Annotated in this window: 22 protein-coding genes; 16 read left to right on the top strand and 6 right to left on the bottom strand. The window is 72.7% G+C overall.

Translation table 11 applies throughout. The annotated features are described in order from the left end of the window. Window positions 1–6: 6 nt before the first annotated feature. The 4 genes from IEY98_RS11565 to IEY98_RS11550 all read left to right on the top strand — a co-directional run bounded on the left by IEY98_RS11565 (window position 7) and on the right by IEY98_RS11550 (window position 3,884). Window positions 7–1,371 (top strand): salicylate synthase, encoded by a 1,365-nt coding sequence (locus IEY98_RS11565; RefSeq protein ID WP_189210435.1) that lies wholly within the window; start codon window positions 7–9, stop codon window positions 1,369–1,371. 239 nt (window positions 1,372–1,610) lie between these two features. Continuing rightward, window positions 1,611–1,769 (top strand): hypothetical protein, encoded by a 159-nt coding sequence (locus IEY98_RS11560; protein ID WP_189210434.1) that lies wholly within the window; start codon window positions 1,611–1,613, stop codon window positions 1,767–1,769. Between the two features lie 51 nt (window positions 1,770–1,820). Further along, complete coding sequence (locus tag IEY98_RS11555) at window positions 1,821–3,026, top strand: serine hydrolase domain-containing protein (RefSeq protein WP_189210433.1); 1,206 nt, start codon at window positions 1,821–1,823, stop codon at window positions 3,024–3,026. A gap of 72 nt (window positions 3,027–3,098) precedes the next feature. Continuing rightward, entirely contained in the window at window positions 3,099–3,884 is a 786-nt protein-coding gene (locus IEY98_RS11550; RefSeq protein WP_189210432.1) for a MerR family transcriptional regulator, read from the top strand. 34 nt (window positions 3,885–3,918) lie between these two features. Here the strand turns inward: IEY98_RS11550 and IEY98_RS11545 are convergent, their stop codons facing one another. Then, window positions 3,919–4,431: a DUF421 domain-containing protein gene (locus tag IEY98_RS11545; RefSeq protein ID WP_189210431.1), complete on the bottom strand. Its 513-nt coding sequence runs from the start codon at window positions 4,429–4,431 to the stop codon at window positions 3,919–3,921. 105 nt (window positions 4,432–4,536) lie between these two features. Between IEY98_RS11545 and IEY98_RS11540 the strand changes: the two genes are divergently transcribed. Beyond that, entirely contained in the window at window positions 4,537–4,767 is a 231-nt protein-coding gene (locus IEY98_RS11540; RefSeq protein WP_189210430.1) for a hypothetical protein, read from the top strand. A gap of 507 nt (window positions 4,768–5,274) precedes the next feature. Here the strand turns inward: IEY98_RS11540 and IEY98_RS11535 are convergent. Beyond that, window positions 5,275–5,664, bottom strand: coding sequence for a hypothetical protein (locus IEY98_RS11535; protein ID WP_229786825.1), 390 nt, complete (start codon window positions 5,662–5,664; stop codon window positions 5,275–5,277). 203 nt (window positions 5,665–5,867) lie between these two features. Here IEY98_RS11535 and IEY98_RS11530 point away from each other — a divergent pair, with 203 nt between their 5' ends. After that, window positions 5,868–8,522 carry a LuxR C-terminal-related transcriptional regulator gene (locus tag IEY98_RS11530; protein ID WP_268244577.1) on the top strand — a complete coding sequence of 885 codons (2,655 nt, stop codon included), beginning with the start codon at window positions 5,868–5,870 and terminating at the stop codon, window positions 8,520–8,522. Between the two features lie 170 nt (window positions 8,523–8,692). Continuing rightward, window positions 8,693–9,883, top strand: a complete 1,191-nt coding sequence (locus IEY98_RS11525) for a helix-turn-helix domain-containing protein (protein WP_189210428.1) — start codon at window positions 8,693–8,695, stop codon at window positions 9,881–9,883. Between the two features lie 50 nt (window positions 9,884–9,933). Here the strand turns inward: IEY98_RS11525 and IEY98_RS11520 are convergent, their stop codons facing one another. Then, window positions 9,934–11,481: a proprotein convertase P-domain-containing protein gene (locus IEY98_RS11520; protein WP_229786824.1), complete on the bottom strand. Its 1,548-nt coding sequence runs from the start codon at window positions 11,479–11,481 to the stop codon at window positions 9,934–9,936. 367 nt (window positions 11,482–11,848) lie between these two features. Here IEY98_RS11520 and IEY98_RS33095 point away from each other — a divergent pair, with 367 nt between their 5' ends. The 9 genes from IEY98_RS33095 to IEY98_RS11475 all read left to right on the top strand — a co-directional run bounded on the left by IEY98_RS33095 (window position 11,849) and on the right by IEY98_RS11475 (window position 20,563). After that, window positions 11,849–12,106: an FAD-dependent oxidoreductase gene (locus IEY98_RS33095; RefSeq protein ID WP_189210427.1), complete on the top strand. Its 258-nt coding sequence runs from the start codon at window positions 11,849–11,851 to the stop codon at window positions 12,104–12,106. Continuing rightward, complete coding sequence (locus tag IEY98_RS11510; protein WP_189210426.1) at window positions 12,103–12,870, top strand: NAD(P)/FAD-dependent oxidoreductase; 768 nt, start codon at window positions 12,103–12,105, stop codon at window positions 12,868–12,870. Before IEY98_RS33095 ends, IEY98_RS11510 begins: the two co-directional genes overlap by 4 nt. 284 nt (window positions 12,871–13,154) lie before the next feature. Next, the gene (locus tag IEY98_RS11505) at window positions 13,155–13,955 is read left to right on the top strand and encodes an AfsA-related hotdog domain-containing protein (protein WP_189210425.1); all 801 of its coding nucleotides are present in this window, start codon (window positions 13,155–13,157) and stop codon (window positions 13,953–13,955) included. Further along, a complete protein-coding gene (locus tag IEY98_RS11500; RefSeq protein WP_189210424.1) occupies window positions 13,952–14,587 on the top strand; it encodes a methyltransferase family protein in 636 nt (211 codons plus the stop codon). The genes IEY98_RS11505 and IEY98_RS11500 overlap by 4 nt, the downstream gene beginning before the upstream one ends. Further along, the gene (locus IEY98_RS11495) at window positions 14,587–17,187 is read left to right on the top strand and encodes a PEP/pyruvate-binding domain-containing protein (RefSeq protein ID WP_189210423.1); all 2,601 of its coding nucleotides are present in this window, start codon (window positions 14,587–14,589) and stop codon (window positions 17,185–17,187) included. The genes IEY98_RS11500 and IEY98_RS11495 overlap by 1 nt, the downstream gene beginning before the upstream one ends. Before the next feature lie 62 nt (window positions 17,188–17,249). Next, window positions 17,250–18,050: a hypothetical protein gene (locus IEY98_RS11490; protein WP_189210422.1), complete on the top strand. Its 801-nt coding sequence runs from the start codon at window positions 17,250–17,252 to the stop codon at window positions 18,048–18,050. Then, window positions 18,047–19,225 (top strand): cytochrome P450, encoded by a 1,179-nt coding sequence (locus IEY98_RS11485; RefSeq protein ID WP_189210421.1) that lies wholly within the window; start codon window positions 18,047–18,049, stop codon window positions 19,223–19,225. Before IEY98_RS11490 ends, IEY98_RS11485 begins: the two co-directional genes overlap by 4 nt. Window positions 19,226–19,259: 34 nt before the next feature. Beyond that, a complete protein-coding gene (locus IEY98_RS11480; protein WP_189211728.1) occupies window positions 19,260–19,871 on the top strand; it encodes a nitroreductase family protein in 612 nt (203 codons plus the stop codon). A 65-nt stretch (window positions 19,872–19,936) separates the two neighbouring features. Then, a complete protein-coding gene (locus IEY98_RS11475; RefSeq protein WP_189210420.1) occupies window positions 19,937–20,563 on the top strand; it encodes a chloramphenicol phosphotransferase CPT family protein in 627 nt (208 codons plus the stop codon). A gap of 70 nt (window positions 20,564–20,633) precedes the next feature. Here IEY98_RS11475 and IEY98_RS11470 read toward each other — a convergent pair whose 3' ends face one another. The 3 genes from IEY98_RS11470 to IEY98_RS11460 all read right to left on the bottom strand — a co-directional run bounded on the left by IEY98_RS11470 (window position 20,634) and on the right by IEY98_RS11460 (window position 23,321). Beyond that, the gene (locus IEY98_RS11470; RefSeq protein ID WP_189210419.1) at window positions 20,634–21,032 is read right to left on the bottom strand and encodes a hypothetical protein; all 399 of its coding nucleotides are present in this window, start codon (window positions 21,030–21,032) and stop codon (window positions 20,634–20,636) included. 298 nt (window positions 21,033–21,330) lie between these two features. Beyond that, a complete protein-coding gene (locus IEY98_RS11465; RefSeq protein ID WP_189210418.1) occupies window positions 21,331–22,014 on the bottom strand; it encodes a hypothetical protein in 684 nt (227 codons plus the stop codon). A gap of 14 nt (window positions 22,015–22,028) precedes the next feature. Then, on the bottom strand, window positions 22,029–23,321 hold the full coding sequence (locus tag IEY98_RS11460) for a cell wall-binding repeat-containing protein (protein ID WP_189210417.1): 1,293 nt from the start codon (window positions 23,319–23,321) through the stop codon (window positions 22,029–22,031). Window positions 23,322–23,336: the final 15 nt, after the last annotated feature.

Raw genomic sequence — 23,336 nt, 5'->3', positions numbered from 1 at the left:
AAGCGCATGACCACCACGTCCCCGTGCTACCACGAGACGACCGTCCCGGTGACCGCCGACCCGCTCGACGTGGTGGTGCGCCTGGCCGAGGCGGGACCGGACGACGACTACGTCGTCTACGAGAAGGACGGCGCGTTCACCTACGCGGGCGGGGTGCTGGCCGAGGTGACCGTGGACCGCGACGGAGGCAGGCTCGGCGACACCGCGCTGCCCTGGAACGGCAGGCCGCTGGAACTGGTCAGGGCGCTGCTGGCGACCCTGCCGATGCCGGGGTGGCGGGCCTACGGGTGGGCGGCCTTCGAGCTGGCCTACGCCAGCGACCGCGACCGGCTCGGCGACCAGCGCCTCGCGCACCTGATGGTGCCGCGCGGCGAGGTCCGCGTCGCGGACGGCCGGGCGCGGATCAGGGCCGTCGACCCGACCCAGGTCGCCGTCCTGGCCGACGTGGTCGCCGCGTCCCGCCCGCTCGCCGTGCCGTGCCCCCGTCCGGTCAACGTCCGCGCCGTCGACGGCCACCGTTATCGCGCCGCCGTGGCGGACGTGCTCGGGGACATCTGCGCCAACCTGGTGCAGAAGGCGATCCTGTCGAGGGTCGTCGAACTGGGCGCCGTCGACCTCGCGGCCACCTACGCGCTGGGCCGCCGGGCCAACACCCCGGCACGGTCCTTCCTGCTGCGCATGGACGGCGTCGAGGCTGCCGGGTTCAGCCCCGAGGTCGTCGTGTCCGTGGCCGCGGACGGCGAGGTCGTCAGCCAGCCGCTCGCGGGCACCCGCCCGCTCACCGGCGACGAGAACCTGAACGAGCACTACCGGACCGAACTGCTCTCCGACGTCAAGGAGATCCACGAGCACGCCATCTCCGTCAAGCTCTGCCACGACGAGCTGCTGGCGGTCTGCGCGCCCAGGTCAGTGCACGTGCGGGACCTGATGACGGTGAAGGGGCGCGGCACCGTCCAGCACCTCGCCTCCCACGTCGGCGGCCTCCTCGCCCCCGGCCGCGACGCCTGGGACGCCTTCGCCGCGGTCTTCCCCGCCGTCACCGCCTCCGGAGTCCCGAAGGAAGCCGCCTACGCCGCGATCCGCCGCCACGAACCCGAGCCCCGCGGCCTGTACGCGGGCGCGGTCATGACGGTGGACGCCTCCGGCGAACTCGACGCGGCACTGGTGCTCCGATCGATCCACCGCCACCACGGCCGCACCTGGCTCCGTGCGGGCGCGGGCATCGTCGCCCAGTCCACACCGGACCGCGAGTTCGCCGAAACCTGCGCCAAGCTGGACAGCGTCGCCCGCTTCCTCGTCCCGGCCCCGTCCGAGCAGGTACACCCGACAGACGGCAACCCACCCCAGCCCGCCTGTCTCCACGATCACTGACGCCGCCGACGAACCGATGGTCCCGGTGCAGTGCATCGGCCATCCGGGCGGCAAGCTCCGAAAACCCTCCCTCCTCGACGACCGCGCTGTGGGGCCGTTTCCACCTCTAACCGGCACCAGGCGCGATCGTCACGCAGCTTGACGCGCACCAACCCCAGCCCGCTTGAGCGACACCTCCGCACCGTCGTCAAACCAGCCAGTCCGGTCGGAAAGAGCCCGTCGAGCTCAAAGTCATGTGGATGCCCGACCCCGACACCCCGAACGAGGCCGCCCGGATCACCACCATCCCCGCCACCCTCGACACCGCGAACGACACGGTCACCGTCACCGCCAACCCCGGCACCGCGAACCGAGGCAGCAGTTACGAGCTGATCCGCCTCATCCTCCGATACCAGTAGCAGCCCGGACTGAGTTGACCCCGCCCCAAGGTCAGCCTGGAGCCTGGCCGCATGACGGAGAACAGACCGACCCAGGGGATTCAGCAGAGAGCGCGCAGGTCGCGGACCTTCCGGCGGGTGGGGATCGCGGCGCTGGCGGTCACGCTGGTGGCCGGGATGGCCGCTGCGGGTGGCACGGCCGTGGTGGAGGCCGGGCAGGATCGTCCGGAGTTGCGGGACGCCATGCGGGAGTTCGTCGACATCGGCTTCGCCGGGATGCAGGTGCGCGTGCACGATGAACGGGGGGAGTGGGTGGGCAGCGCCGGGGTGCGCAAGCTGGGCGCGAGCGCGCCGCCGCCGACGGACGGGCGGTTCCGGGTCGGCAGCAACACCAAGACCTTCGTCGCGACCGTGGTCCTGCACCTGGTGGCCGAGGGCAGGCTAGACCTGGATGACCCCGTGGCCGACCACCTGCCGCGGTTCGGTCTGGACCCGCGGATCACGGTTCGGATGCTGTTGCAGCACACCAGCGGGATCTTCAACCACACCGGCGACTACTACGACGGGAAGGCCATGCCCGGCCTTCCCTCGACAGGCCGGGAGTGGGTGGACAACCGGTTCCGCACCTACCGGCCGGAGGAGTTGGTGCGGTTCGCGCTGTCCCAGGGACCGCTGTTCGCCCCGGGGACGGACTGGAACTACTCCAACACCAACTACACGCTCGCCGCACTGCTGATCGAGCAGGTCACCGGCCACTCCTACGCCGAGGAAGTGCGGCGCCGAGTCCTGCGCCCACTCGGGTTGCGCGACACCGTGGTGCCGGGCGCCTGGTCGGGGCTTCCCGGACCGCACGCCCACGGCTACTACCACTACCAGGACGCAGGCCATCCGAAGACGGTCGACGTCACCCGCCGGAATCCCTCCCTGCTGTTCGGCGCAGGCGACATGATCTCGACCACCCAGGACCTCCACACGTTCTTCTCCGCGCTGCTGGGCGGCAGGCTGCTGCCCGCCCCGCTGCTGGCCGAGATGCGCACGCCGCACCCGAAGAGCGGCTTCGGCCTGGGGTTGCGCGTGCAGGACGCGGGCCCCGACTGCGCAGGCACCCTCTTCTTCCACAACGGCAGCACCGTCGGCTACGGGGCGCTGGTATACAGCACCCCCGACGGCGGTAAGACGCTGACGGCGTCGATAACCGGCGGGAATGCCGAGGTCGATCTGGTGGAGGATTACCCGAAGGCGTTGGACGGCCTCCTCACGGAGGTGTTCTGCGGCTGACGAGCCCCAGCGTCAAAGCGACGAGGCGGTGCGGCTTGACCTTGACCTCGGGTCAGGCCGCACACTCGGCGCATGGCACCCACGACGACCGGCGGCGTCACGATCGGGCAGGCGGCGGCGTTCGCAGGCGTCACGGTGAAGACCGTGCGGCACTACCACCAGCACGGGCTGCTCGACGAACCGCGACGCGACAGCTCCGGCTACCGCCGGTACACCTCGGCCGACCTGCTGCGGCTGGTCCAGGTCCGCACCCTGGCCGCCGCCGGGGTTCCGCTGGCTGATGTCGGGCCGCTGCTCGACGCCGACGCGGAGCAGTTCGCCACCGCACTCGTCGACGTGGAACGACGCCTCACCGAGCGGATCGACGACCTGATCGCCCGCCGCGACACCCTGCGGCAGCTCGCCGACGCCGACCGGCTCCTGCTGCCCGACCGCGCCCTCGCCCTCCTCGACCGGCTCACCGAACTCGACCTCGACCCGGACTACGTGGCAGGCCAACGGGAAGCCCTGGTGCTGGCCAAGGCTCTGGCGCCGGAGCTGTTCGCCATCTTCCTGACTCACCTCGAACACCGGCTCGACGACCCTGAGTTCGTCCAGCTGACCCAACGCGCCTGGGACGCGCAGACCTGGGACCCGGACGACCCCCGGGTCGACGAACTGGCCACCGCGCTCGCCGACAAGCTGCTGGCCGACCACGACCTGCTGGCGCTACCGAGCGGCTACGAGCCGCGATCCGATGACGCGAGTCGGTACGGGCTGATCAACCACCACCGCGAACACCAGCGAACCTGGGCGCGGCTGAACGCGCTGGTCGAAGCCAGACTGCGCGCCGCGGGCGTACCCATCCCACACCAATGACCGGACGCCAGGAGGGGGTGCGCGCAGCGGCGGGTCAGTCGCCCTTCGGCACGTCGGCGAGGGCGCTGTGATCGCCGGTCTTGTCGGTCGGGATGACGCTGAGTGAGCCGTCGGTCTCCAGGACCACGGCCGCCACCTGGTCGAGCCCGCCGAGGCCCTGGGTGCGGACCGCCTGCAGGACCTCCGATCGCGTGACGCGCTGCTCGCGCATCGCCTGCTCGCGCAGTCGGCCTTGCCGGACCAAGAGGGTGGGGCGCGACCGCACGGCCCGCCGGAACGGCCGGTAGCGCACCGCTGTCCAGGCGACGACGAACTGGGCGGCGATGAGCAGGGCCAGCGCCAGGACACCTTCGGCCAGCGCGACGTCGGTGGTCAGCAGGATGGTGGACAGGGTGGAGCCGAGCGCCACGGTGACGACGAGGTCGAAGGCGTTCATCTTGGCCAGGGTCCGCTTGCCCGACAGCCGCAGCACCACGATGAGCAGGACGTAGGCCGGGACGCCGACCACGACCACGCGGCCGAGCCCGGTCCAGGAGTCGAAGAACATGCCCCCGCCTACCCGCGCGCGACCAGGCGGACACCCGCGATCGAGGTGTCGTTCCGAGGCGAGCGGGTAGCCGAGGGACGAAACCGATCAACGACGGGAGGAACCGTGTCCAGCAGTGAGACCGGTCAGGTGACCGGCACCCCGGACAAGGACTACAACCTCATCTGGTTCGTCGAGGCGTGCCTGAGCAACGCGCTGCGCCTGGAGACCTACATCGCCGACGCCGAGCGTGCAGGCGACAGCGAACTCGCCGACTTCTTCCGCCGCGCGCAGGGCGAGAGCCGCAAGGGCGGCGAGCAGGGCAAGCAACTGCTGGCCCAGCGACTCGGCCGGTAGCCCCCGCCGGAGGCGCGCGCGGCGGAACGAGCCCGCCGAGCCCGCCACGGCGGAAACGAGCCCGCCGAGCCGCTACAGCGAAACGAGCTCGCCGAGGCTGCCACGGCGGAACGAGCCCGCCGAGGCCGCCACGGCGGAACCGAACTCGCCGAGGCTGCCACGGCGGGAACGTGCCGCCGAGGCTGCTCGGCGGGACGGACTCCGACTTGGCCGTGGCGGAACGAGCCCGGGGGCTGCGGCACGAGCCCGGGGGCTGCGGCACGAGCCCGGGGGCTGCGGCGGAAAGACGTGAGCCGGGAGAAGCGCCCGGGCTCGGCCCGTTCGCCCGGTCGCCGCGCCGCAAGCGGCGGATCCGGTGCAGTGCCGCAGGCGGGTCCGTTGCCTTGCCGCAGGGAGAGGATCAGCAGGAGGGAGAGGATCAGCAGGCAGGTCCGTTGCCGTGCCGCAGGCTGGCGGTTCAAGGGGCCTGTGCCGCCGCGGGTCCGTTGCCGTGCCTCAGGGGGCAGGTCAGGAGCCCGTGCCGCCGCGGCGGCGGTCCTCGGCTCTGGCCTCGGCGCCGGACTGGCCCGCCGCGCTCTCCGGGTCGCCCGCCACCCGGCCGACGAAGGTGTCGCTGGGGCCCGCGCCGGTGGTGCTCCCGCGGTCACCGGTGCCGGGGCCGTCGGCGCCCCCGGTCGCCCTGCTGCCCGCCACCGCGTCGTCGGAGGCCACGTCCTGCTCGGCCGGGCCATCCTGCGCACCACTGCGGCGCACGGTGAAGCTGGCGATGACCAGGACGGCCAGCATGACCGCGACACCCAGCCCCACCAGCCCGTTCGCCCCGGTCGTCAACCCGATCACGAAGAGGACCACTCCGCCTGCTCCGAGCACGGCCAGCGCGACTGCCTTGGTTGTCATCCGGGACCTCCTGTCCGCTGGTGCCCGGGTACCCGGACTACCCCGGTTCGGAAACAGATGGACCGCCCAGGCGTCGAGTGCGCTTGGCCGCCGCGCGGTGCGGACAACCAGCCGGGAGAGCCCCTATGCCCTGACAGCAGGGTTGGCTGGGCATCCGGGCGTGGGTAGGGTGGCTGGTCCGGTGTGGACCTGCGCGGGGCGAGGTGAGGGCGGCGGGGCGGGCGGTTGTCGGGCGGGCGGACCTGGTGGCTGCCGTCGGCGCGCACCTCGCCGACGGCGGGGGTGTGGTGCTGACCGGGCCCGGGGGGATCGGGAAGTCCACAGTGCTCGACGTGGTGGCCGCCGCGTATCCCGGGCCGGTGGTGCGGGCGGCCGGGGCGGAGGCCGATCGGTGGGTCGACGGCGGGGTGCTCGCCGATCTGCTGGCCGCCGTTCCCGACGACGTGGTGGAGGGGCTGCCGGACGCGCAGCGGGAGACGGTCCTCAAGCGGGCGGGGGACCCGGTGGCGTTGCGGGCGGCGTGGCGGGCGGTGCTGGTCGCGATGGAGCCGCTGGTGGTGCTCGACGACGTGCAGTGGATCGACGCGGTGTCCGCCGAGGTCCACGCGCACGCGGTGCGGGTGTTCGGGGCGACGCTCGCCGTGGTGGTGGCAGGTCGGGACGAGCCAGCGCAGGTCGGGCTGCTGGTGCCGCGGCCCGTGCTGCGCGTGGCCGTGCCGCCGTTGCAGGCAGGCGACATCGCCGAACTCGTCGCCGAATACGGCCTGTCCGCGCGCGAGGCGCAGGCGCTGCACGCCGACGCCGCGGGCAACCCGGCGTTGGCACTCGCCCTGGCCGCGGAGGGACAGGCCGTCGCCCCGCCGTCGGCCGGGGCCGCGCGCGTGCGGGCCGGGCTGGCCATGCTGTCGCCGCAGGCTAGGAAGACGCTGCTCCTGTGCGCGCTGGCCAGCGCGCCGACCACGCGCCTGCTCCTGCGGGCCGGGCGGGCCGACGCGCGGCAGGAGCTGGCCGAGGCGGTGGCCGCCGGGCTCGTCTTCCTCGACGCCGACACGATCCGCTTCACCCCGCCCGGCGCCGCGACGGTCGTCGCCGATCTCGCCACTGCCGAGGACAGGGCGCGGGCGCACCGCGTGCTCGCCGACGCGGTGGTCTTCCCCGACCAGCGCGAGCGGCACCTGGCGCTGGCCTCCGACCGGCCCGACGCGCGGGTGGCGCGCACCCTGGTCACCGCTGCCGACGGCGCGCTGCGCCGGGGCGCCCGGGACCTGGCCGCCGAGCTGTTCATGCTCGCCGCCGACCGCACCCCCGTCGACCAGGCCGCCACGCGACAGCGGTGGCTGGTGGCGGCGGCGCAGGCCGGGGCGGGCGCGGGGCTGGAGGAGCTCACCCGACGCGCCGTGGACGCCGTGCTGTCGGCGGACTCGCTGCCGCTGGACCGGGTGCGGGTGCGCATGGCGCTGGCGCACCTGGAGGGCCAGCGGGTCGGCGACATCCCCGAGGTGTTCGCCGCCGCGGCCGTCGACGCCGGGTCCGATCCAGCCGCGCTGGCCGTCCTGCACCTGTGGCGGGCGTGGTCCGCGGTGATCACGGCGCACCCGGCGAGCGCCGTCGCCGAGGCGGAGCAGGCGGTCGCCCACGCCACCGCCACCGGCGACTGGGCCACCGCCGCGCTGGGCCACGCCGTCATCGCCCTGATGTACCGGCTGATGGGCCGCGCCGACCACAATGAGCCGCTGGCCGCCGCGTTCGCGCTGCCCCCGGCGCACCTCGACGGCAGCGCGCACCTGTCACCGCGGTTCGTGCACGCCCGCTTCGCCCTGCTCGACGACCGCACCGCCGACGCGCACGCCGAACTGCTCGCCCTGCTCGCGGTGGTCGAGCGCGGCACGGCGGAGGAGCACGTGAGCGTGCTGCGCGCGCTGGTCGAGGTGACGGTGGTGATGGGCCGCTGCGCCGACGCGCTCGACTACGCCGCTCGCGCCGCGCGGGTCGGGGGATCGGCCCGGCTGAGCCCCGGTCCGGGGTGGTACGCCTGCGCGCTGGCCGAACTGGCGGGCGGCAGCATCGCCCGGGCCCGCGAGTACGCCGAGCGCGGCGTGGCCGCGTCCGAGCAGGAGCAGGACAACGTGTTCCTGCGCAGGCACCTGTACGCGCTCGGTCAGGCGCACCTGCGCGCGGGCGACCCGGCGGGCGCCGTCGACGTCCTGCGCCGCATCCCCGAACTGGAGGGCCCGCGGTCCATCGCCGACCCCTCGAACCTGCGCTGGCACGGCGACCTGGCGGCCGCGCTCGTGGCCACGGGCGAGCTCGACGCCGCCCGCGCGCTGCTCGACCAGACCAGGGCGGCGCTGGTGGACAAACCGCACGGGCTCGGCGTCACCGCCCGCCTCGACCGGGCCGAGGCCGCCTGGCACAGCGCCCGCGGCGACCACGCGGCCGCGGTGGACCTGCTCGACCGCGCGGTCGGGCGGTTCACCGATCTCGGCCACCCGATCGAAGCGGGGCATGCCCTGGTGGTCCGCGCCCAGGTCGAGCGGCGCGCGCGCAGGCTCGCCGCGGCCCGGCGCGCGGTGGACGACGCGGTCCGGCTGTTCACCGGGGCGCGGGCGCGGCCGTGGCTGGCGCACGCCGACCACCTGCGCGCGCGGCTCGACGGGCATGAGCGCGCCCGGCCAGCGGAGCTGACGGCCACCGAGCGGCGCATCGCGGACCTGGCGGCGGACGGCGCCACCAACCGGGAGATCGCCGCCGGGCTCTACCTCAGCGTGAAGACCGTCGAGGCCACCCTCACCCGCGTCTACCGCAAGCTCGACGTGCGCTCCCGCACGCAGCTCGCCCGGGCGCTGCGGCGGCCATAGCAAGGGTTATCCCCGATGCCATGGCGGTCGCGCGCGATTAGCGTTCGCCACGTCGCCGTCGGAAAGTGCGCGGCGGACCGCGCGGAGCCGGAACGGGCCGCGTCGACAAGCCCGCCCTTGCGCCCCGAGGGCGTGGCCCGTTCCGGCTCGCCGAGACAGGAGGTCCGCCGATGCCCGGCCCACCGCGGCCGCAGGACCCGGCGCGCGCGCACTTCGGCGCGCGGCTGCGGCACTGGCGCCGCGTCCGCGGCCTGTCCCAGGCGGCGCTCGGCAGGGAACTCCGCTACGACCACACGTTCCTCAGCAAGATCGAGAGCGGCAGCCGCAGGCCGACGAGGGAACTGGCCGAGCGCGCCGACCGGCTGCTGGAGACCGACGGCGAACTGACGGCGCTGTGGGCGCGGGAGCGGCGGACCGCGCCCGCGGCGCCGGGCCCACCGACGTCGATGCCCGGCACGGACGCGGCCGAGGCCATGGACCGGCTCCTGCAGGCCTACACCCGGACGATGGCCGAGGTGGGCGGCCGCGATCTCATCGTTCCGCTGGAGCACCACGCCCGCACGATCATGCGGTGGTGGTCGGGCGCCCCCGGCGCGACGTCCACCGCCCTGCTGGTCCTGGCCGCGGGGTTCGCCGAAGCGGCGGGATGGGCGTGGCTCGACGGCGAGAACGACCGCGCCGCCGCCCTGTCCTGGTGTGAGGCCGGCTACCAGTGGGCGACGCTGGCCCGCGATCCCCAGCTGTCCGCCCGGCTCCTCGTCCGGCAGAGCATCGTGCACCTGTCGACCGGCGACCCGGAGACCGCGATCGCCCTCGCCGGGGCGGCGAGGGCGGTCGAGGGCCTCGGACCCCGCACCCGGGCGTGGGCGGTCCTCGCCGAAGCGCGTGCCCACGCCGCGGTCGCCGACGCCCGCGCGTGCGAACGCTCGCTCGCGGTGGCGGAAAGACTGCTGGCCCACCACGATCCCGCCGACGAGCCGTGGACGGCGGGGATCACCGATTCGGTGTTCGCTCTCAACGCGGGCACCTGCTACCGCGACCTCGCGCTGCGCGGCGGCACGGCCTTCGCGGGGCGGTCCGTCGAGCACGTGTCCCGGTCGTTGGACGAGGTGCCCGCCGTCTCCGAGCACGACCGGGTGCTGGTGACCATCCGCCTGGCGGGCGCCCTGGCCTGCGCGGATCAACCGGAGGACGCCGCCGGGGTGCTGTCGGACCTGCTGAGCGCGTCGGCCGGATTGCGGGGCTGGCCGAGGATCGGCACCGAACTGCGCGCCGTCCAGGTGCACCTGGCCACGCGCTGGCCCGCGGTCGGGGCCGTCCGGGAGCTGTCGGACCAGGTGCGGAGCGCCTCGCCCCGGTGACGGCGGGCGTCCACCCCGAGGCAGGGATGGGCGGACGCCCGCCGGTTCGGCTAGGGGAACTGCAGCGCCCAGGAGTCGATGTAGCCGACGTCCTGGTTCGCCTGGTCCCGGACGCGCAGCGCCCAGCGGCCGTCGGCCGTCTCCGCCGAGGCGTTCACCGAGTAGGTCCGCACGACGTTGTCAGCGCTGTCGCTGTCCGGGAAGTCCTCCAGGAGGAAGGACGTCCCGTCCGGGGACACCAGGGAGACGACGAGGTCGCCCCGGTAGGTGTGCTTGATATCCACCGACACCGACAGCGCCGCCGGGGCGTTGCCGCCCACGCCGGACACGGCGATCGGGGACTCCACCGTCGCCAGGTCGGTGATGCGGACGTCGGTGGTGTTCTCGAACCGACGTCCCGGCGGCGCCTGGTCGTCGTTGTTGTCGATGAGCCCGCTGATCTCGGGGTAGATCAGGCTCATCCGCGCGCCGCGGTTGCCCGGGCAGCCGCCGAGGTGGTGCAGGGCGATCACCTTGTGGTCGGCCGAGAGCACCGGCGAGCCGGAGTTGCCGCCGGAGGTGTCGCAGCTGTAGCTCATGTTGTAGGAGTCCGCGTTGGCGCTGCGGACCGTGCACAGCGCCCCGCCCTGGGTGTCCTCGTAGATCGACAGCCGCTTGGGCCTGCCGTCGCCGTGCCCGGGGATGTAGATCCGCTCACCGGTCACCGGCGCCCGGGTGTTCAGGTACAGCGTGCCGAACTGCTCGATCGCGGCGAAGTCGTCGACGGAGAACAGGGTGTAGTCCAACCGGCTCGACCCGCCGGGGCTGGTCTTGAGCATCGTCGCACCGCTGACCTTCGTGCCCGGCCGCGGGTTGTTGCCGCCGCAGGTGGCGCACTCGTACTGGAACTGCACCTCCGAGCTCGCCACGCCGGATTGCGTTGACACGCAATGGTTGTTGGTCAGCAGCCGGTTGGTGTTGCCGACGCGCCACGCGGTGCACAGCCCGCCGCCGCCGATGAGCAGCCTGGCCACCGCCGCGGACTTCGCGTACTCGGTGGGGTGGCTGGACTGGTAGCACACGGTGTCCCGCCGGGCGTCCGTGCCGCAGACGCTCATCAGGGCCGGGTTGTGCGCCATCACCTCGGCGTCGGTGAACCCGCGCCAGTACCGGTCGACGCGGTAGCTCGACGCGCCCCGGCCGGACTCGTGCAGGGTGACGACAGCGGTGTCGCCTTCCACCGACATCGCCGCGAAGCCGCGCGTGCCGTGTCGGGTGAAGGAGCTGTCGTCGGGACGGGACTGACCGAGGGCCGGGTTGCCTCGGTAGGTGTGCACCTCGCGCCCGTCCGGGCTGGCGACGGTGATGTAGTCGCCCGGGGCGAGCCGGAGCTCGGCGAAGTGGACCTTGACATAGGTGGCGCCGGGATGCCGGACCACGGTGCGGTCCGCGCCTGCGTATGCCTGGGCGAACGACAGTTCCTCGCCGACCTGGGTGATCGCGGGTACTCCGCTGATCGAGTGGTCGGCAACGGGTTCCGCCTCCGCAGGGACGAGCACCGCGCCGCCTGCCGAGAGGACCAGGGCCAGGCTGAGCGCCATGTTCGGGAGTCGGGACACGTCTTACCTCCTCACCTGAGTACGTGAATCTGCCTCCGATCCGGTATACGCCTCAGCACTGTGGGTGAACAGGCGGCGCGGGTTGACAATCAAACTGTCAATGCGCGGCCTACTCCTCGACAGACACGACCCGCTAGATCATTTTCACACTATCTACTATCAAGATAAATGGATTGTTGAGCTGAGCACCGCGATCGCGGCTGAGCGCATGTCGTGGCCGCAAAAACAGGCTAGGAGGGTCAGGGCGTCATCGACGCGGTTCGTCCGCGTCGACCCGGCAACAGGAAGTGCGTCCTGGTTGCGCTCTGTCCCTGGGGAGTGGGTGATTCGGACGAGGTTCCGACCCGCTGACCGTAAGATCGTCATGATGGTGAACTCACCTGAGAGCCGGGAGTTGGTAGTCGTCGGCGCTGGCATCGTCGGTGCCTCGGTGGCCTATCACGCCGCTCGGGCCGGTGCCGTCGTGACCCTGGTCGACGTCGGGCGGCCGGGCGCGGGCGTGACGGCGCAGTCGTTCGCCTGGATCGGGACGGCAGGCGTGCGGACGGGTCCGTCCGCCAGGCTGCGGGTGTCCGCGCCGCAGGAGTATCGCCTGCTCGAGGCCGAGCTGCCGGGACTCCCGTGACCTGGTCCGGCTCACTGTCCTGGGGTGTTGCGGACACCGTGCCGGAGGTCGGGCCGGGGGAGGAGGTCGTGGACGCGGCCACCGTGGCGCGGCTTGAGCCCGGCCTGCGGCAGCCCCCGGAGTGGGCGGTCTGGGCGCCCGGTGACGGCGCCGCCGACCCGCTGGGCCTCACCGAGCGGCTGGTCGAGGGAGCCCGTGCCTATGGTGCGCGCGTGCATGCGGACACCCCGGTCGTCGCGGTCCGCAGGGACGCCACAGGCCGGGTCGCCGGGGTCGAGACGGGCGCGGGACCCCTCACCGCCGCGACCGTGGTGCTCGCGGCCGGGGTGGCCACGGCCGCGCTGGCCGCGCCGTTGGGTGTCCAGGTCCCGGTCGACCCGTCACCGGCGACGCTCTTCCGGCTCCGCGCTCCGGCCGGCCTGGTCCGCACCGTCGTCCACAACCGGGACTTCGATCTCCGCCAGGTCGCCCCGGACCGGCTCCACGCGGCCGCGGACTCGGCTGAGCACACTCTCACCGCCGTCCGGTCGACCTTCCGCGGGGCAGCGGACGTCGAGCTGCTCGGTTCAGGGATCGGTGCGCGCCCCATGCCTGCCGACGGCGAGCCGATCATCGGCCCGGTCGCCGCCGTGCCGGGCCTCTATCTGGCGGTGATGCACGCGGCGGTCACGCTCGCCCCGATCATCGGCCGTCTGGTCGCGCAGGAGTTGGTCGACGGCGTCGCCGAGCCCGCGCTGGCGGACTGCCGCCTCGACCGCTTCTAGTGTCTTGGGGTTGTACCGCGTTCCTGTGTGGTGCGCCTTGGGCCGGGACGGAGTGGGCGGCCGACACCGGCGCTTGAGGACGTGCGGTGGGGGCAGGCGTGCCGAGTGGACGTCCTCGAAGGTCAGAAGCGTGCTGCCGAGCTGATGTGAACATGTTTCATCAGTGACGTATCAGCGGCGGGTGTTACCAAATGCGCGTCCCGATCAACCGTGGGGATCGCCTCGGCATCGCGGGTCCCTGTGAATCGAGGTATGCGTTGACCGTTGTCAGTGATCGTGTGGTGGTGGACCGCTACGTGGTCCGGGATCTGCGGCAGGTGGCCACTTTGGAGGTCGCCCGGGACGATCCCTACTTCTTCGACCACCCGTTGGACCACATGCCGGGGATGGCGCTCGTCTGCGGGCTGCTCGACATCGTCCGTCGCGCCGGGCTCGGGTCGCCGGAGGAGCCCGGCGGGTGGATGTCGCTTTCGTTGGAGTTCCCGGCGTTCTGCGAGTTGACCGCGCCTGTGGAGTTGGAGGCGGTGCCGCTGCCGGGGGCCACGGCGTTGCGGGTGACGCAGATGGGGAAGGTCGTGTGCGAGGGGAGCGTGGCGTTCCGGGAGTCCGCTGTGCGGGGGCAGGGGCGGGAGCACGTCGCCACGGCGCCCGCCGATCCGGGGTTGGTGCACCGGCGGCGGGCGGAGAACGTGCTCATCGGGACGCCGGTGATCGCCGAGGTGTCCTCTGTGGATGTGCTGCGGCCGCCACCCGGGCACCGGTTGGCGACCGGTGAAGGCGCTCCGCTGCGGGTGGAGACGGTGATCGACGCTACCCGGCAGTTCGGGACGCTGCTGTGCCATGAGGAGTTCAAGCGGTCCGCCGACACGACCCTGGTGCTGCTGGGGCTCGATGTCGAGGTGGCGTGCGGGTTGACCGGTGAGGTGCGGTTGAGCAGGCGGCAGACGGCCGCGCCGAGGAGCAGGCACAAGGACGGGATCGACGTGTTCGCGGACGGGGAGGCCGCGGGGCGGATCGTGTTCGACTACTTCTCCGCCAAGCCCGGGGTGTACCGGCGGATGCGGGGCGAGGTGCCGGTCCAGTGAGCGCCGCGACCCTGTTGACCAGGGTGTTGTTCGTCGCGGGCAGCGCGTTGCTCGTGTTCCGCGCGGTCACGCACCTGCTCGCCGGGGACGACCCCGTGCGGCTGGTCGCCGGGCTGCTCATGGTCGCCTACCTGGCCTGGGTGGTCCTGGAGACGCGGGTGACGTTCCAGGAGCCGTCGCAGGAGGCCGCTGAGAGCCGGACGTTGACGGCGTACGCGTCGGCTCGGACCGTGGTCGGGATCTGCGCGGTGCTGCCCGCCGTGCCGTGGACCGCGTGGTCGCCCTGGTTGGCCGCGCCGATCGCGGTGTTCGGGGCCGGGATCGCGCTGCGGTTCGCGGCGATCAGGGCGTTGGGACGGCAGTACACGCACCAGGTGGTCAAGCGGGACGACCACGAACTCGTCACGCACGGGCCGTACCGGATGCTGAGGCATCCGGCGTACTCCGGGATGCTGCTGGCCAACGCCGGGTTCGTCGGGTTCTTCCTCAACCCGGCGGCCGTGGTCGCGTTGGGGCTGCTCGCGGCGGCGCTCGGGTGGCGGATCGTCACCGAGGAGCGGGTGTTGTGGTCGCTGGCCGGGTACCCGGCCTTCGCCGCCACCCGGTCCCGCCTGATCCCGGGGGTCTGGTGATGACGCTCATCGGTCCCGGTGACGACCGGCTGCTCGACGCGACGGTCGTGGGCCACAAGTTCGCGCGGCAGGCGCGGTTGCGCGACGCGGGCTTCGCGGTGCCCGAGTTCGTCTGCGTCCCCGCCTCGGCGTTCGACGCCGCCACCGCGGGCGTGACCACCCCGGGCGACGATCTGGTGGCGTGGGCGGAAAAGGCGAAGGCCGCCGTCGACGGTGTCCCGCCGACCCTGGCCCGGGATCTCGTCGCCGCCGCCGAGGCGATGGGAGGGCTGGTCGCGGTGCGGGCGTGCGTGGTCGCCGACGAGCACGGGGTCGGGGAGGACGGCGCCACCGACGCGTTCGCCGGGCTGACCGACTCCTTCCTCTACGTCCGCCCCGAAGACGTGCCCGCCGCCGTCGCGCGCTGCTGGGCGTCCGCGTTCAACCCCGAGTCCGTCGCCTACCGCGTGCGACGCGGCCACGCCGCGGACTCCGCGCGGGTCGCGGTCGGGGTGCAGCGCATGGTGTCGGGGACGCGGTCGTTCGTGGCGTTCAGCCGCGACCCGCGCACCGGGGGCGCGACCGGTGTCATCGCCGCCGCGCACGGCATCGGTGAGGGGGTCGTGCAGGAGCGCGCCGACGTCGACCACTTCTACGTCGACGGTGACGACGTCCGCGCTGACGTGGTCACCAAGCGGTGGATGGTGGCCCAAGGCGACGGCGGACCGGTGACCATCGCCGTCCCGGCCGAGCTGGCCGCCGCGCCGGTCCTGTCCGACGACCTCGCCCGCCGGATCAACGACCTCGCGGGCAAGGTCGAGGCGTTCTTCGGGCTCCCGCAGGACATCGAGGGCACGATCACCCCCGACGGCCGCGTCCACCTGGTCCAGGCCCGGCCCGTCGTGTTCGCCGCGCCCCCCGACGAACCGCGCATCCCGTGGAGCAACCACAACATCACCGAGAGCTTCCCGGGCGTCTCCGGCGCGCTGACCTACTCCCAGGCGCGCGAGTTCTACAAGCTCGCCTTCCACGACGCCTACCGCAGGCTCGGCGTGTCCGAGCGCAGGCTGGCCGACAAGAAGCACCACCTGGACCGCATGATCGGCCTGCTCGACGGCCGCGTCTATTACCGCCTCGACGCCTGGTTCGCGCTCCACGGCCAGATCCCCGCCTTCCCGCTGGTGCGGCCGTGGTGGGAGCAGTCGATGGGCCTCAACGACGCCAAGCCGCCCACGCGCGCCGACTTCGTCCGCGCCCTGCCCACCGTTCCCGGCCTGATCGGCAGGCTGGCGCGGCTGCGCGGCTCGGTCCGCGGGTTCCTGGCCTGGTGGGACGACCTGGTCGCGGGCGCAGACGGGATGGACCGGTGGTCGCCGGAGGAGCTGATCGCCTTCCACCGGGGGCTGTGGGCGCAGGTGGGGGAGCGCTGGGGCATCACCCTCATGAACTCCGTCTACCTGCTGTCCTGGGCGACCGCGACCTCCGCGCTGCTGCGCCGCTGGGTGGGCGATGACGACAAGCGCATCATCGGCGGACTGCTGCTCGGCGGCGCCGAGAACCGCTCCGTGCTGGGCGTGCGGTCGGCGATCGCGCTGGCCGAGCTGGTCGCCGCCGACCCGGTGCTCGCCGCGCGCGTCCAGGACGACCCCGCCGACGACGTGTGGGCCGACATCGTCGGCGGCGTGCACGGCAAGCGGGTCGCGGCCGCCGCGACCGAGCACCTGCGCCGCTACGGCGACCGCGCGCTGCACGACCTCAAGCTGGAGGAGCCCTCGCCGCGCCAGCGGCCGGGCATGATCGTCGACATGCTCCGCCCGATGGTCCGCGGCGGGCTCACCGTCGCCGACAGCCGCGCCAAGGAGCGGGCCAGCCGAGTCGACGCCGAGGCCGACCTGCGCGCGCGGTGCCCGAACCCGGTGCGGCGCACGGTGATCCGGTCGCTCGCGGCCGGGCTGCGCTGGTTCGTCAAGACCCGCGAGGACACCCGCTACTGCCGCAGCCAGCTCTACGGCCTGACCCGGGAGGTCCTGTGGCGCCTCGGCGACCACCTGGTCGCCGCCGGTCGGCTCGACGAGCGCGCCGATGTCGTCGACCTGACCGTCGAGGAGGTCTTCGGCGCCTACGACGGCACCCTCATCGACGGCGACCTGCGCGGCATCGTCGCGCGCAGGCGCGCCGAGCGGCTCGCCGCCACCGCCCGGCCGGACCTCGACGCCCGGCTGAGCACCGCCTACGACCGGCCCGTGGGCGACGGCCTGCCCGCCCGCGTGGACGCCGCGCTGCTCGGCGTGCGGCCCGCGCAGCTGCGGGGTCTGCCGTCGAGCAAGGGCGTCGTGCGCTACCCGGCGCGGGTCGTGCTGGACCCGTCGATCGCGCCGGAGTCCTGCCGAGACCGCATCATCGTCGCGAAGGAGACCGATCCCGGATGGCTGTTCCTCATGACGGCGGCCCGTGGGATGGTGGTGGAGCGGGGCACACTGCTCTCGCACACCGCGATCACGGGCAGGCTGCTCGGCATCCCGACGGTGGTGGCCGTGCCGGGCGCGACGTCGCTGATCGAGGACGGGATGATGATCGAGGTGGACGGCGCGGCGGGCACGGTGCGCTTGCTGCCCGCCTAGCCGCGTATATCCGGGGCAGCTTCCCGCCCGCGGCGTACCTACCGCTGGCGGTGGCCTGGGCGGTGGGCGCGACAGCGGCCTGCGCGTTGACCGACTCGCGGATCACCGGCTGGGTCCCCGGCGCGGACATCGTCGTCACGGTCGGGACGATGCTGGTCGTCCTGCTGATGATGCGCGCGGTCGACGACATCCGGGACCTGGACTACGACCGCGACCGCAACCCCGACCGCCCGCTCGCCAGCGGTGTGGTGTCCACACAGGACCTGGCCGTGCTGCTCGCGGTCGGGGCCGCGGTGGTGCTGGCGGCCAACGCGTGGCGGCCCGCGGTCGCCGCGATCCTGGCCGTGCAGCTCGCGTACGTCGGGGTGATGGTGACTGTGGAGCGGCGGACGGGATGGCCGTCGGGGGACGCGCTGTTCGTCAACTACGCGCTCGCGCTGCCGGTCCAGTTGCTGCTCAACGGGTTCCTCTACGCGGGCCTCCTGCACTCGACCGGGCTGGGGCCGTCGTGGTCCGGCGCGGTGGGCGTCGTGGTGGCCGCGCTCCTGTTCGCGCACTTCGAGTTCGCCCGCAAGACGGTTCGGCGGCCGCGGCCCGGCGAGCGCACGTACGTCACGGCCCTGGGCGTGGGCGGCAGCGCGGCCACCGCGGTCGGCTGCGCCGTGGTGGGCGTCGCGCTGCTCGTCGCGGCGGCGCGGCCGTGGTCGCCCGCGGCGCTGGTCGTCGTGCTGCCGCTGGTGTTCCCGGTGCTGGCCGCGCTGCGGTTCCGGCGCCTGCCGCGCTGGCCGTACGGGCTGGCGGCGGCGTTCCTGCTCACCGGCTTCGCCGGTCCCGTGATCGCCAACCTGTTGGAGTTGTTGTGACCGACCTGCCGTCCTTCCCGTTCGCCGTGTCCGAGGGCGTCGAGCCGCCGCCGGAGTACGCGGAGCTGCGCCGCTGCCCGGTGCTGCCCACGGTTCGGCTGGCCAACGGCCGCGAGGCGAAGCTGGCGACGCGGCACCAGGACGTCCGGCTGGTGCTGTCCGACCCCCGGTTCAGCCGGGCCGCGTACGAGGGGACGCTGTTCGCCCGGTCCCCGGAGTCGCTGCCGCTGATCACCGTCGACGCCCCCGACCACACCCGCCGCCGCTCCGCTGTCGCGCACGCGTTCACCGCCCGGCGGGTCCGCGAGCTGGCGCCGATGGTCGAGGAGGTCGCCAAGGCGCAGCTCGCCGAGCTGGCCGAGTCCGGCTCCCCGGCCGACCTCGTCGCGGACTACACCGTGCCGTTCACCCAGCGCGTGATGTGCCGTGTCCTCGGGCTGCCCGAGGAGGACATTCCGCTGTTCAGGCAGTGGGTCGACCCGATGATGTCCGCGGGCCGCTACCCGGCGGAGGCGGTCGCCGAGGCGCACGCGGGGTTCCAGGCGTACGTCGCGGCGTTCGTCACCGGCGTCGCGACCGACCTCGCCGCGGGCCGCGCCGTGCAGGGGCTCGTGGCGGACATGCTGAACCCCCGCTCCCCGGAACGCGCGCTGAGTCCGGTGGAGACGGTCGTGATGACCGCGGGGATGCTGGTCGCGGGGTATGAGACGACCAGCAACGCGCTCGCGACCGTCGTCCACCACCTGCTGCGCCATCCCGAGCTGCTCGACCGCCCGATCGACCCGGTGATCGCCGAGATCCTGCGGTACGTCTGCGGAAACGCCACCGGCGGCGTCCCGCACGTGGCGATGGAGGACGTCGAGCTGTCGCATGGCCAGGTGGTGCGCGCGGGCGAGGTCGTCATCCCGATCCCCGACGCCGCCAACCGCGACCCGGCCGTGTTCGCCGACCCGGACACCCTCGACTTCGACCGCGCGGAGAACCCGCACGTCGCCTTCGGCTACGGCGCTCACCACTGCGTCGGCGCCGAACTGGCCCGCGTCGAACTGCGCATCGGCGTCACCGCGCTGCTGGGCACGTTCCCCGACCTGCGCATCGCCGCCGCCGACGCGACCCTGCGCTGGCGCACCGACATGTACATCCGCGGCCTCTGGGAACTCCCCGTCGCCTGGTGATCGACCCGAGGAGACCCCCGTGCTCACCGCCCCCTTGACCGCGGACGCCCTGCTGACCCGCACCCGCTCCGTCCGCCGCCGCCTCGACCTGACCCGCCCGGTCCCCCTGTCGCTCGTCGAGGAGTGCCTCCGCATCGCGCAACAGGCTCCCTGCGGGTCCGGCCGCACCCCGGCCCACTGGCTCGTCGTCACCGATCCGGACACGCGCGCCGAACTCGGCCGTATCTACCGGTCGGCGTTCGCGGACCAGTGGTCGGGCAGGGTCCCGCCGACGGGCCTGACGGGCGCCCAGCGACGCTCGATCGACAGCGCCGCATACCTAGCGCAGGTCCTCGGCGAGGTCCCGGTGCTGGTCCTGGCCTGCGTGGAAACCGGTGCGCCCCTACCTCCCGGCAACCAGGCAGCCCTCTGGGGCACCCTCCTCCCCGCGGTGTGGAGCTACATGCTCGCCGCCCGATCCCACGGCCTAGGCACCACGTGGACCGCCGCCCACCTACGCCACGAGAAGGAGGTGGCTGACCTCCTGGCCATCCCCGAAGGCATCCACCAAGGCGCCCTGATCCCCACCGCCTATCACCTCGGCACCGACTTCCACCCCGCCTCCCGCCCCCCACTGAACACCACCCTCCACCTCGACCGGTGGTGACCGACAGCTTTGCCCAAATGTTCCCGACCGATGATGAATGACGTCCAAATGCTAGAGTGCCGGTCGTGGTTTTCGCGGCCAGCCGCAAGGGGCGCATCATTTTCTTGAACGGTGTATCGAGTTCAGGGAAGAGCAGCATCGCGGCGCAACTCTTGTCGGTGCTGGACACTCCCTATTTCGCCATGAGCGTCGACGTCATCAATGGCCTGAGGGCCAAGGAACGCACCCTCGAACTCGGTGAGGACGGGATTCGTGAGGTGCTCGTCCACACGAGGGCAGGCTTCCACCGAGCCGCGGCAGGCATGGCACACGCGGGCAACGACGTGGTGATGGACCACGTGCTGAGTGAGCCCTGGAGGCTGATCGACTGCCTTGCGGTCATGAACGGGCTGGATGTCGTTCTCGTCGGAGTGCACTGCGATCTCGAAGAGCTGCGCCGCCGCGAGATCAGCAGGGGCGACCGGGAAATCGGCCAAGCGGAGGGGCAGCTCGCGATGGTGCACGCGCATGGCCTCTACGACATCGAGTGCGACACCAGCATGCTCAGCGCACGCGCGTGCGCGCTACGCATCAAAGACTTCCTGGCACGTCCGTCGGGAACCCGCGCATTCGACCGTCTGCGGGAGAAGGCCCTCACGTCCGGCACGCTCCACCCCGATCAGTTGGGTCCTTCTGTCAGCCGTGGATTTTAAGGCGTGTGAGGCGGAGTGATCTGCTCTGGCGGCGTGCCCGGATCACCCTTGCTGGCTCCCGTCCGTCCGGTCAGCTCTGCTGCTCGGGGTGCTGGTGGGGTGGGGCCTGCTGCTGCCATTGCGGCGCGTACGGCTGCGCCTGGGGAGCGGGGTGGTTCTGGAGCGGGGGCTGCCAGTGTCGTCCGTCCGGTGTGGTGCTCGGGGCGGTCTGGGCGGGCTTGAACGCGGAGGCGGCGATCATCCATCCCACGCCCGCGATCGCGGAGACCTGTGCCAGCGTGGACGTCGTGCCGAAGTCGAAGCCCCTCAGGTCGATCGCGGCCGCAGACGCGGCGTTCATCCGGAGTCCGGTGACTGCGGGGCTGGAGGTGGACGGGCCACCGGCGAGGAGGTCGAGGAGGCCGATGCCGACCCAGATGGCCGACATCAGCAGGCTCAGGGTCCCCAGGACGAGGCAGGTAGTCCGCATGGCGACACTGTCACATGCCTGCGCCGCCTCTGTCCCGGAATCCGGACGATTCGCACATCGCAATGGTGAGGTCGCGGTACGCCACGCCGGTCGACCTGCTCGACCGCGCCCCAAGCGAGGGGCTCCGGCTCGCCACAGGGCTGCAACGCGCCGAACGCCGTGCTGACGTACCGGATCAGGCACGCCCCCGGGGCCACCGGGCACGGTGGCCCTCAGAAGCAAGGTCCCCGGCCGCCTTGAGCGGCCGGGGACCGTCGTTCTCACTGGTGTCCGGCGCCGGACTCTCCTGAAATGCGGATCAGCGCGAACCGTCCGGGGCCTTGACCGGAGTGCAGGGGAACCTCTCCGTGGAGAACGGCTCCTCCCTGCTCGGCGCGCACAGCTCGAACTCGCTCGGCTCGACGGTGTCGTCGATCTGGAAACCGATCTGCCCGAAGCGGGTCTCGCCGCGGTCGAGGGCGCTGCGGACGTACTCGCCCTTCTCCCACTGGTGGTCGCGCCACCCGCCGTCCTCCAAGGCGACGAGTTGGCTGCCCGGGTTGCCCTGGTGGTAGCAGTAGCCGCCGGACGTGGTGGGCTGCGATCCCCCGCACGTGCCCCCGGCCGGTCTGTAGCGGAGGTGGAAGACCTTGTCGATGTTCACCTCATCGGCCCCTCGGTCCGCCAGCTCCGGGGTGACGGCGATCCACACGGCGAGGTAGTGGTAGCCGGGGTTCGCCGGGCTGCCCATCACCTCCGTGGTCCAGGTGGAGTCGATCGCCTTGGTCTTCACCCCGACCCGCATACCCGATTGGATGAACACGACACCGTCGCCGGGGAAGTCGTCGAACGCGGGAGGCGCGCTCGTCGGGACTGCGCCCGCGTCCGTCGTCTCCGCCGTGCCATCGCCCGTCGAACCGCCGCTGGTCGAGTCGCCACCACTCGAACACGCGGTGAGCAGCGCCGCGAACACCGCGCACGAGACCAGCTTCGCCGAATCCACTCTTCCCACTCCTGTCATCCGCCCAGGTACACCGAGACAGCCTCCCGCACCACGTCCGCGGAGACCGCCGGGGTGCCGCCGAACACGCTGAGGTGTCCCATCTGCTGGCCCGACTCCGGATCGTGGTGGTCGTCCCTGTGGCGCCGTAGGAACGAATTGGTCGCGTAGGCAAGCGTGGTGGGCGGGGTGAGCAGCAGCGGGTGCGCCGAACGCATCAGCACCGTCGTGCCCGCCAGCGCGTCGGGGAAGTTCATCCCGTTCGCCAGGCCGACGCCGGGAGCGACGAGTCTGTTGTCGACATCGGTGTAGAGGTATTCGGCGACCTCGGCGGCGGTGTCGAACCGATCCTCGCCGACGAAGGAGTACAGCGAATCCCCACCGAAGGCGCGGAAGGCCGCCGTGTTCGCCGGAGCGCCGGCCGCGTACAGGGTCGTGCGGCCGTGCTCGAACCAGCGGGTGGTGATGAAGTCCTTCGTGCTGGCGGGCATCACGTCGTGGTCGGTGAACAGCAGGGCGATCGGCATCGTCGTCGCGGGGTCGTCGTCCTGGGTGATGCCGAGGTTGTAGGTGGCCGCGAACGCGCCTGCGGGCAGCGCGTCGGCGAAGTCCGTGCCGGTGGCGACGAAGAACCGGTTGGTCGTCGCCATCTCCTCGGCGACGCGGATCGCGGTGCGGAAGCGGTCCGACCCCGCGAGCCGCTTGGTCACGAAACCGGCCGAGGTCAGTGCCGAGTCGACCGAGGCGGACAGCGCGCCGGTCGAACCCAGCAGGTAGACCGTGCCGCCGGGGGCCAGCACGCGCTGGATCTCCGTCCTGACGGCGGGCAGCAGCGACTGCGGAGGGTTGAGCAGCAGCGGAGCGTTCTCGTACCCGGCCAGCGGGCCGCCCGCGAGCGCGTCGGCGTACAGGTCGCCGCGGGCGAGCACCACGGCGTTCGCCTTCGGCCCGTGGGTGGCGTCGTGGTCGGCCCAGGTCGAGTACGAGGTGCAGACGGCGGTCTCATAACGGTCAGACCCGGCATACCGGTACTGGACGCGGTGCCGTGCGACGTAGTTGACCTCCAGGCAGTTCTCCGGCGGCGCGGCCGCGGACGGGTGCTCCGCCCGCAGCTCGCCGGAACGCTTGCCGTACTCATAGGCCGACCGCAGCGCGTCCGTGATCTCCGCCTTGGCGATGGGCGCGCCCTCGACGGGCCCGGCGGCTGCCGCCTGCGGGGCGGTGAGCGCGCCGCCTGCGATAGCGACGGCGAGCACGGCGGCGGCCATGCGCGAACCGGCAGGCAACCGGCGCAATCTTCGGATGATCATAACTAGCAGTTTCCT

The organism is Actinokineospora fastidiosa (assembly GCF_014648415.1).
Taxonomy (GTDB): domain Bacteria; phylum Actinomycetota; class Actinomycetes; order Mycobacteriales; family Pseudonocardiaceae; genus Actinokineospora; species Actinokineospora fastidiosa.
This window is presented reverse-complemented; position numbering and strand designations above follow the sequence as displayed.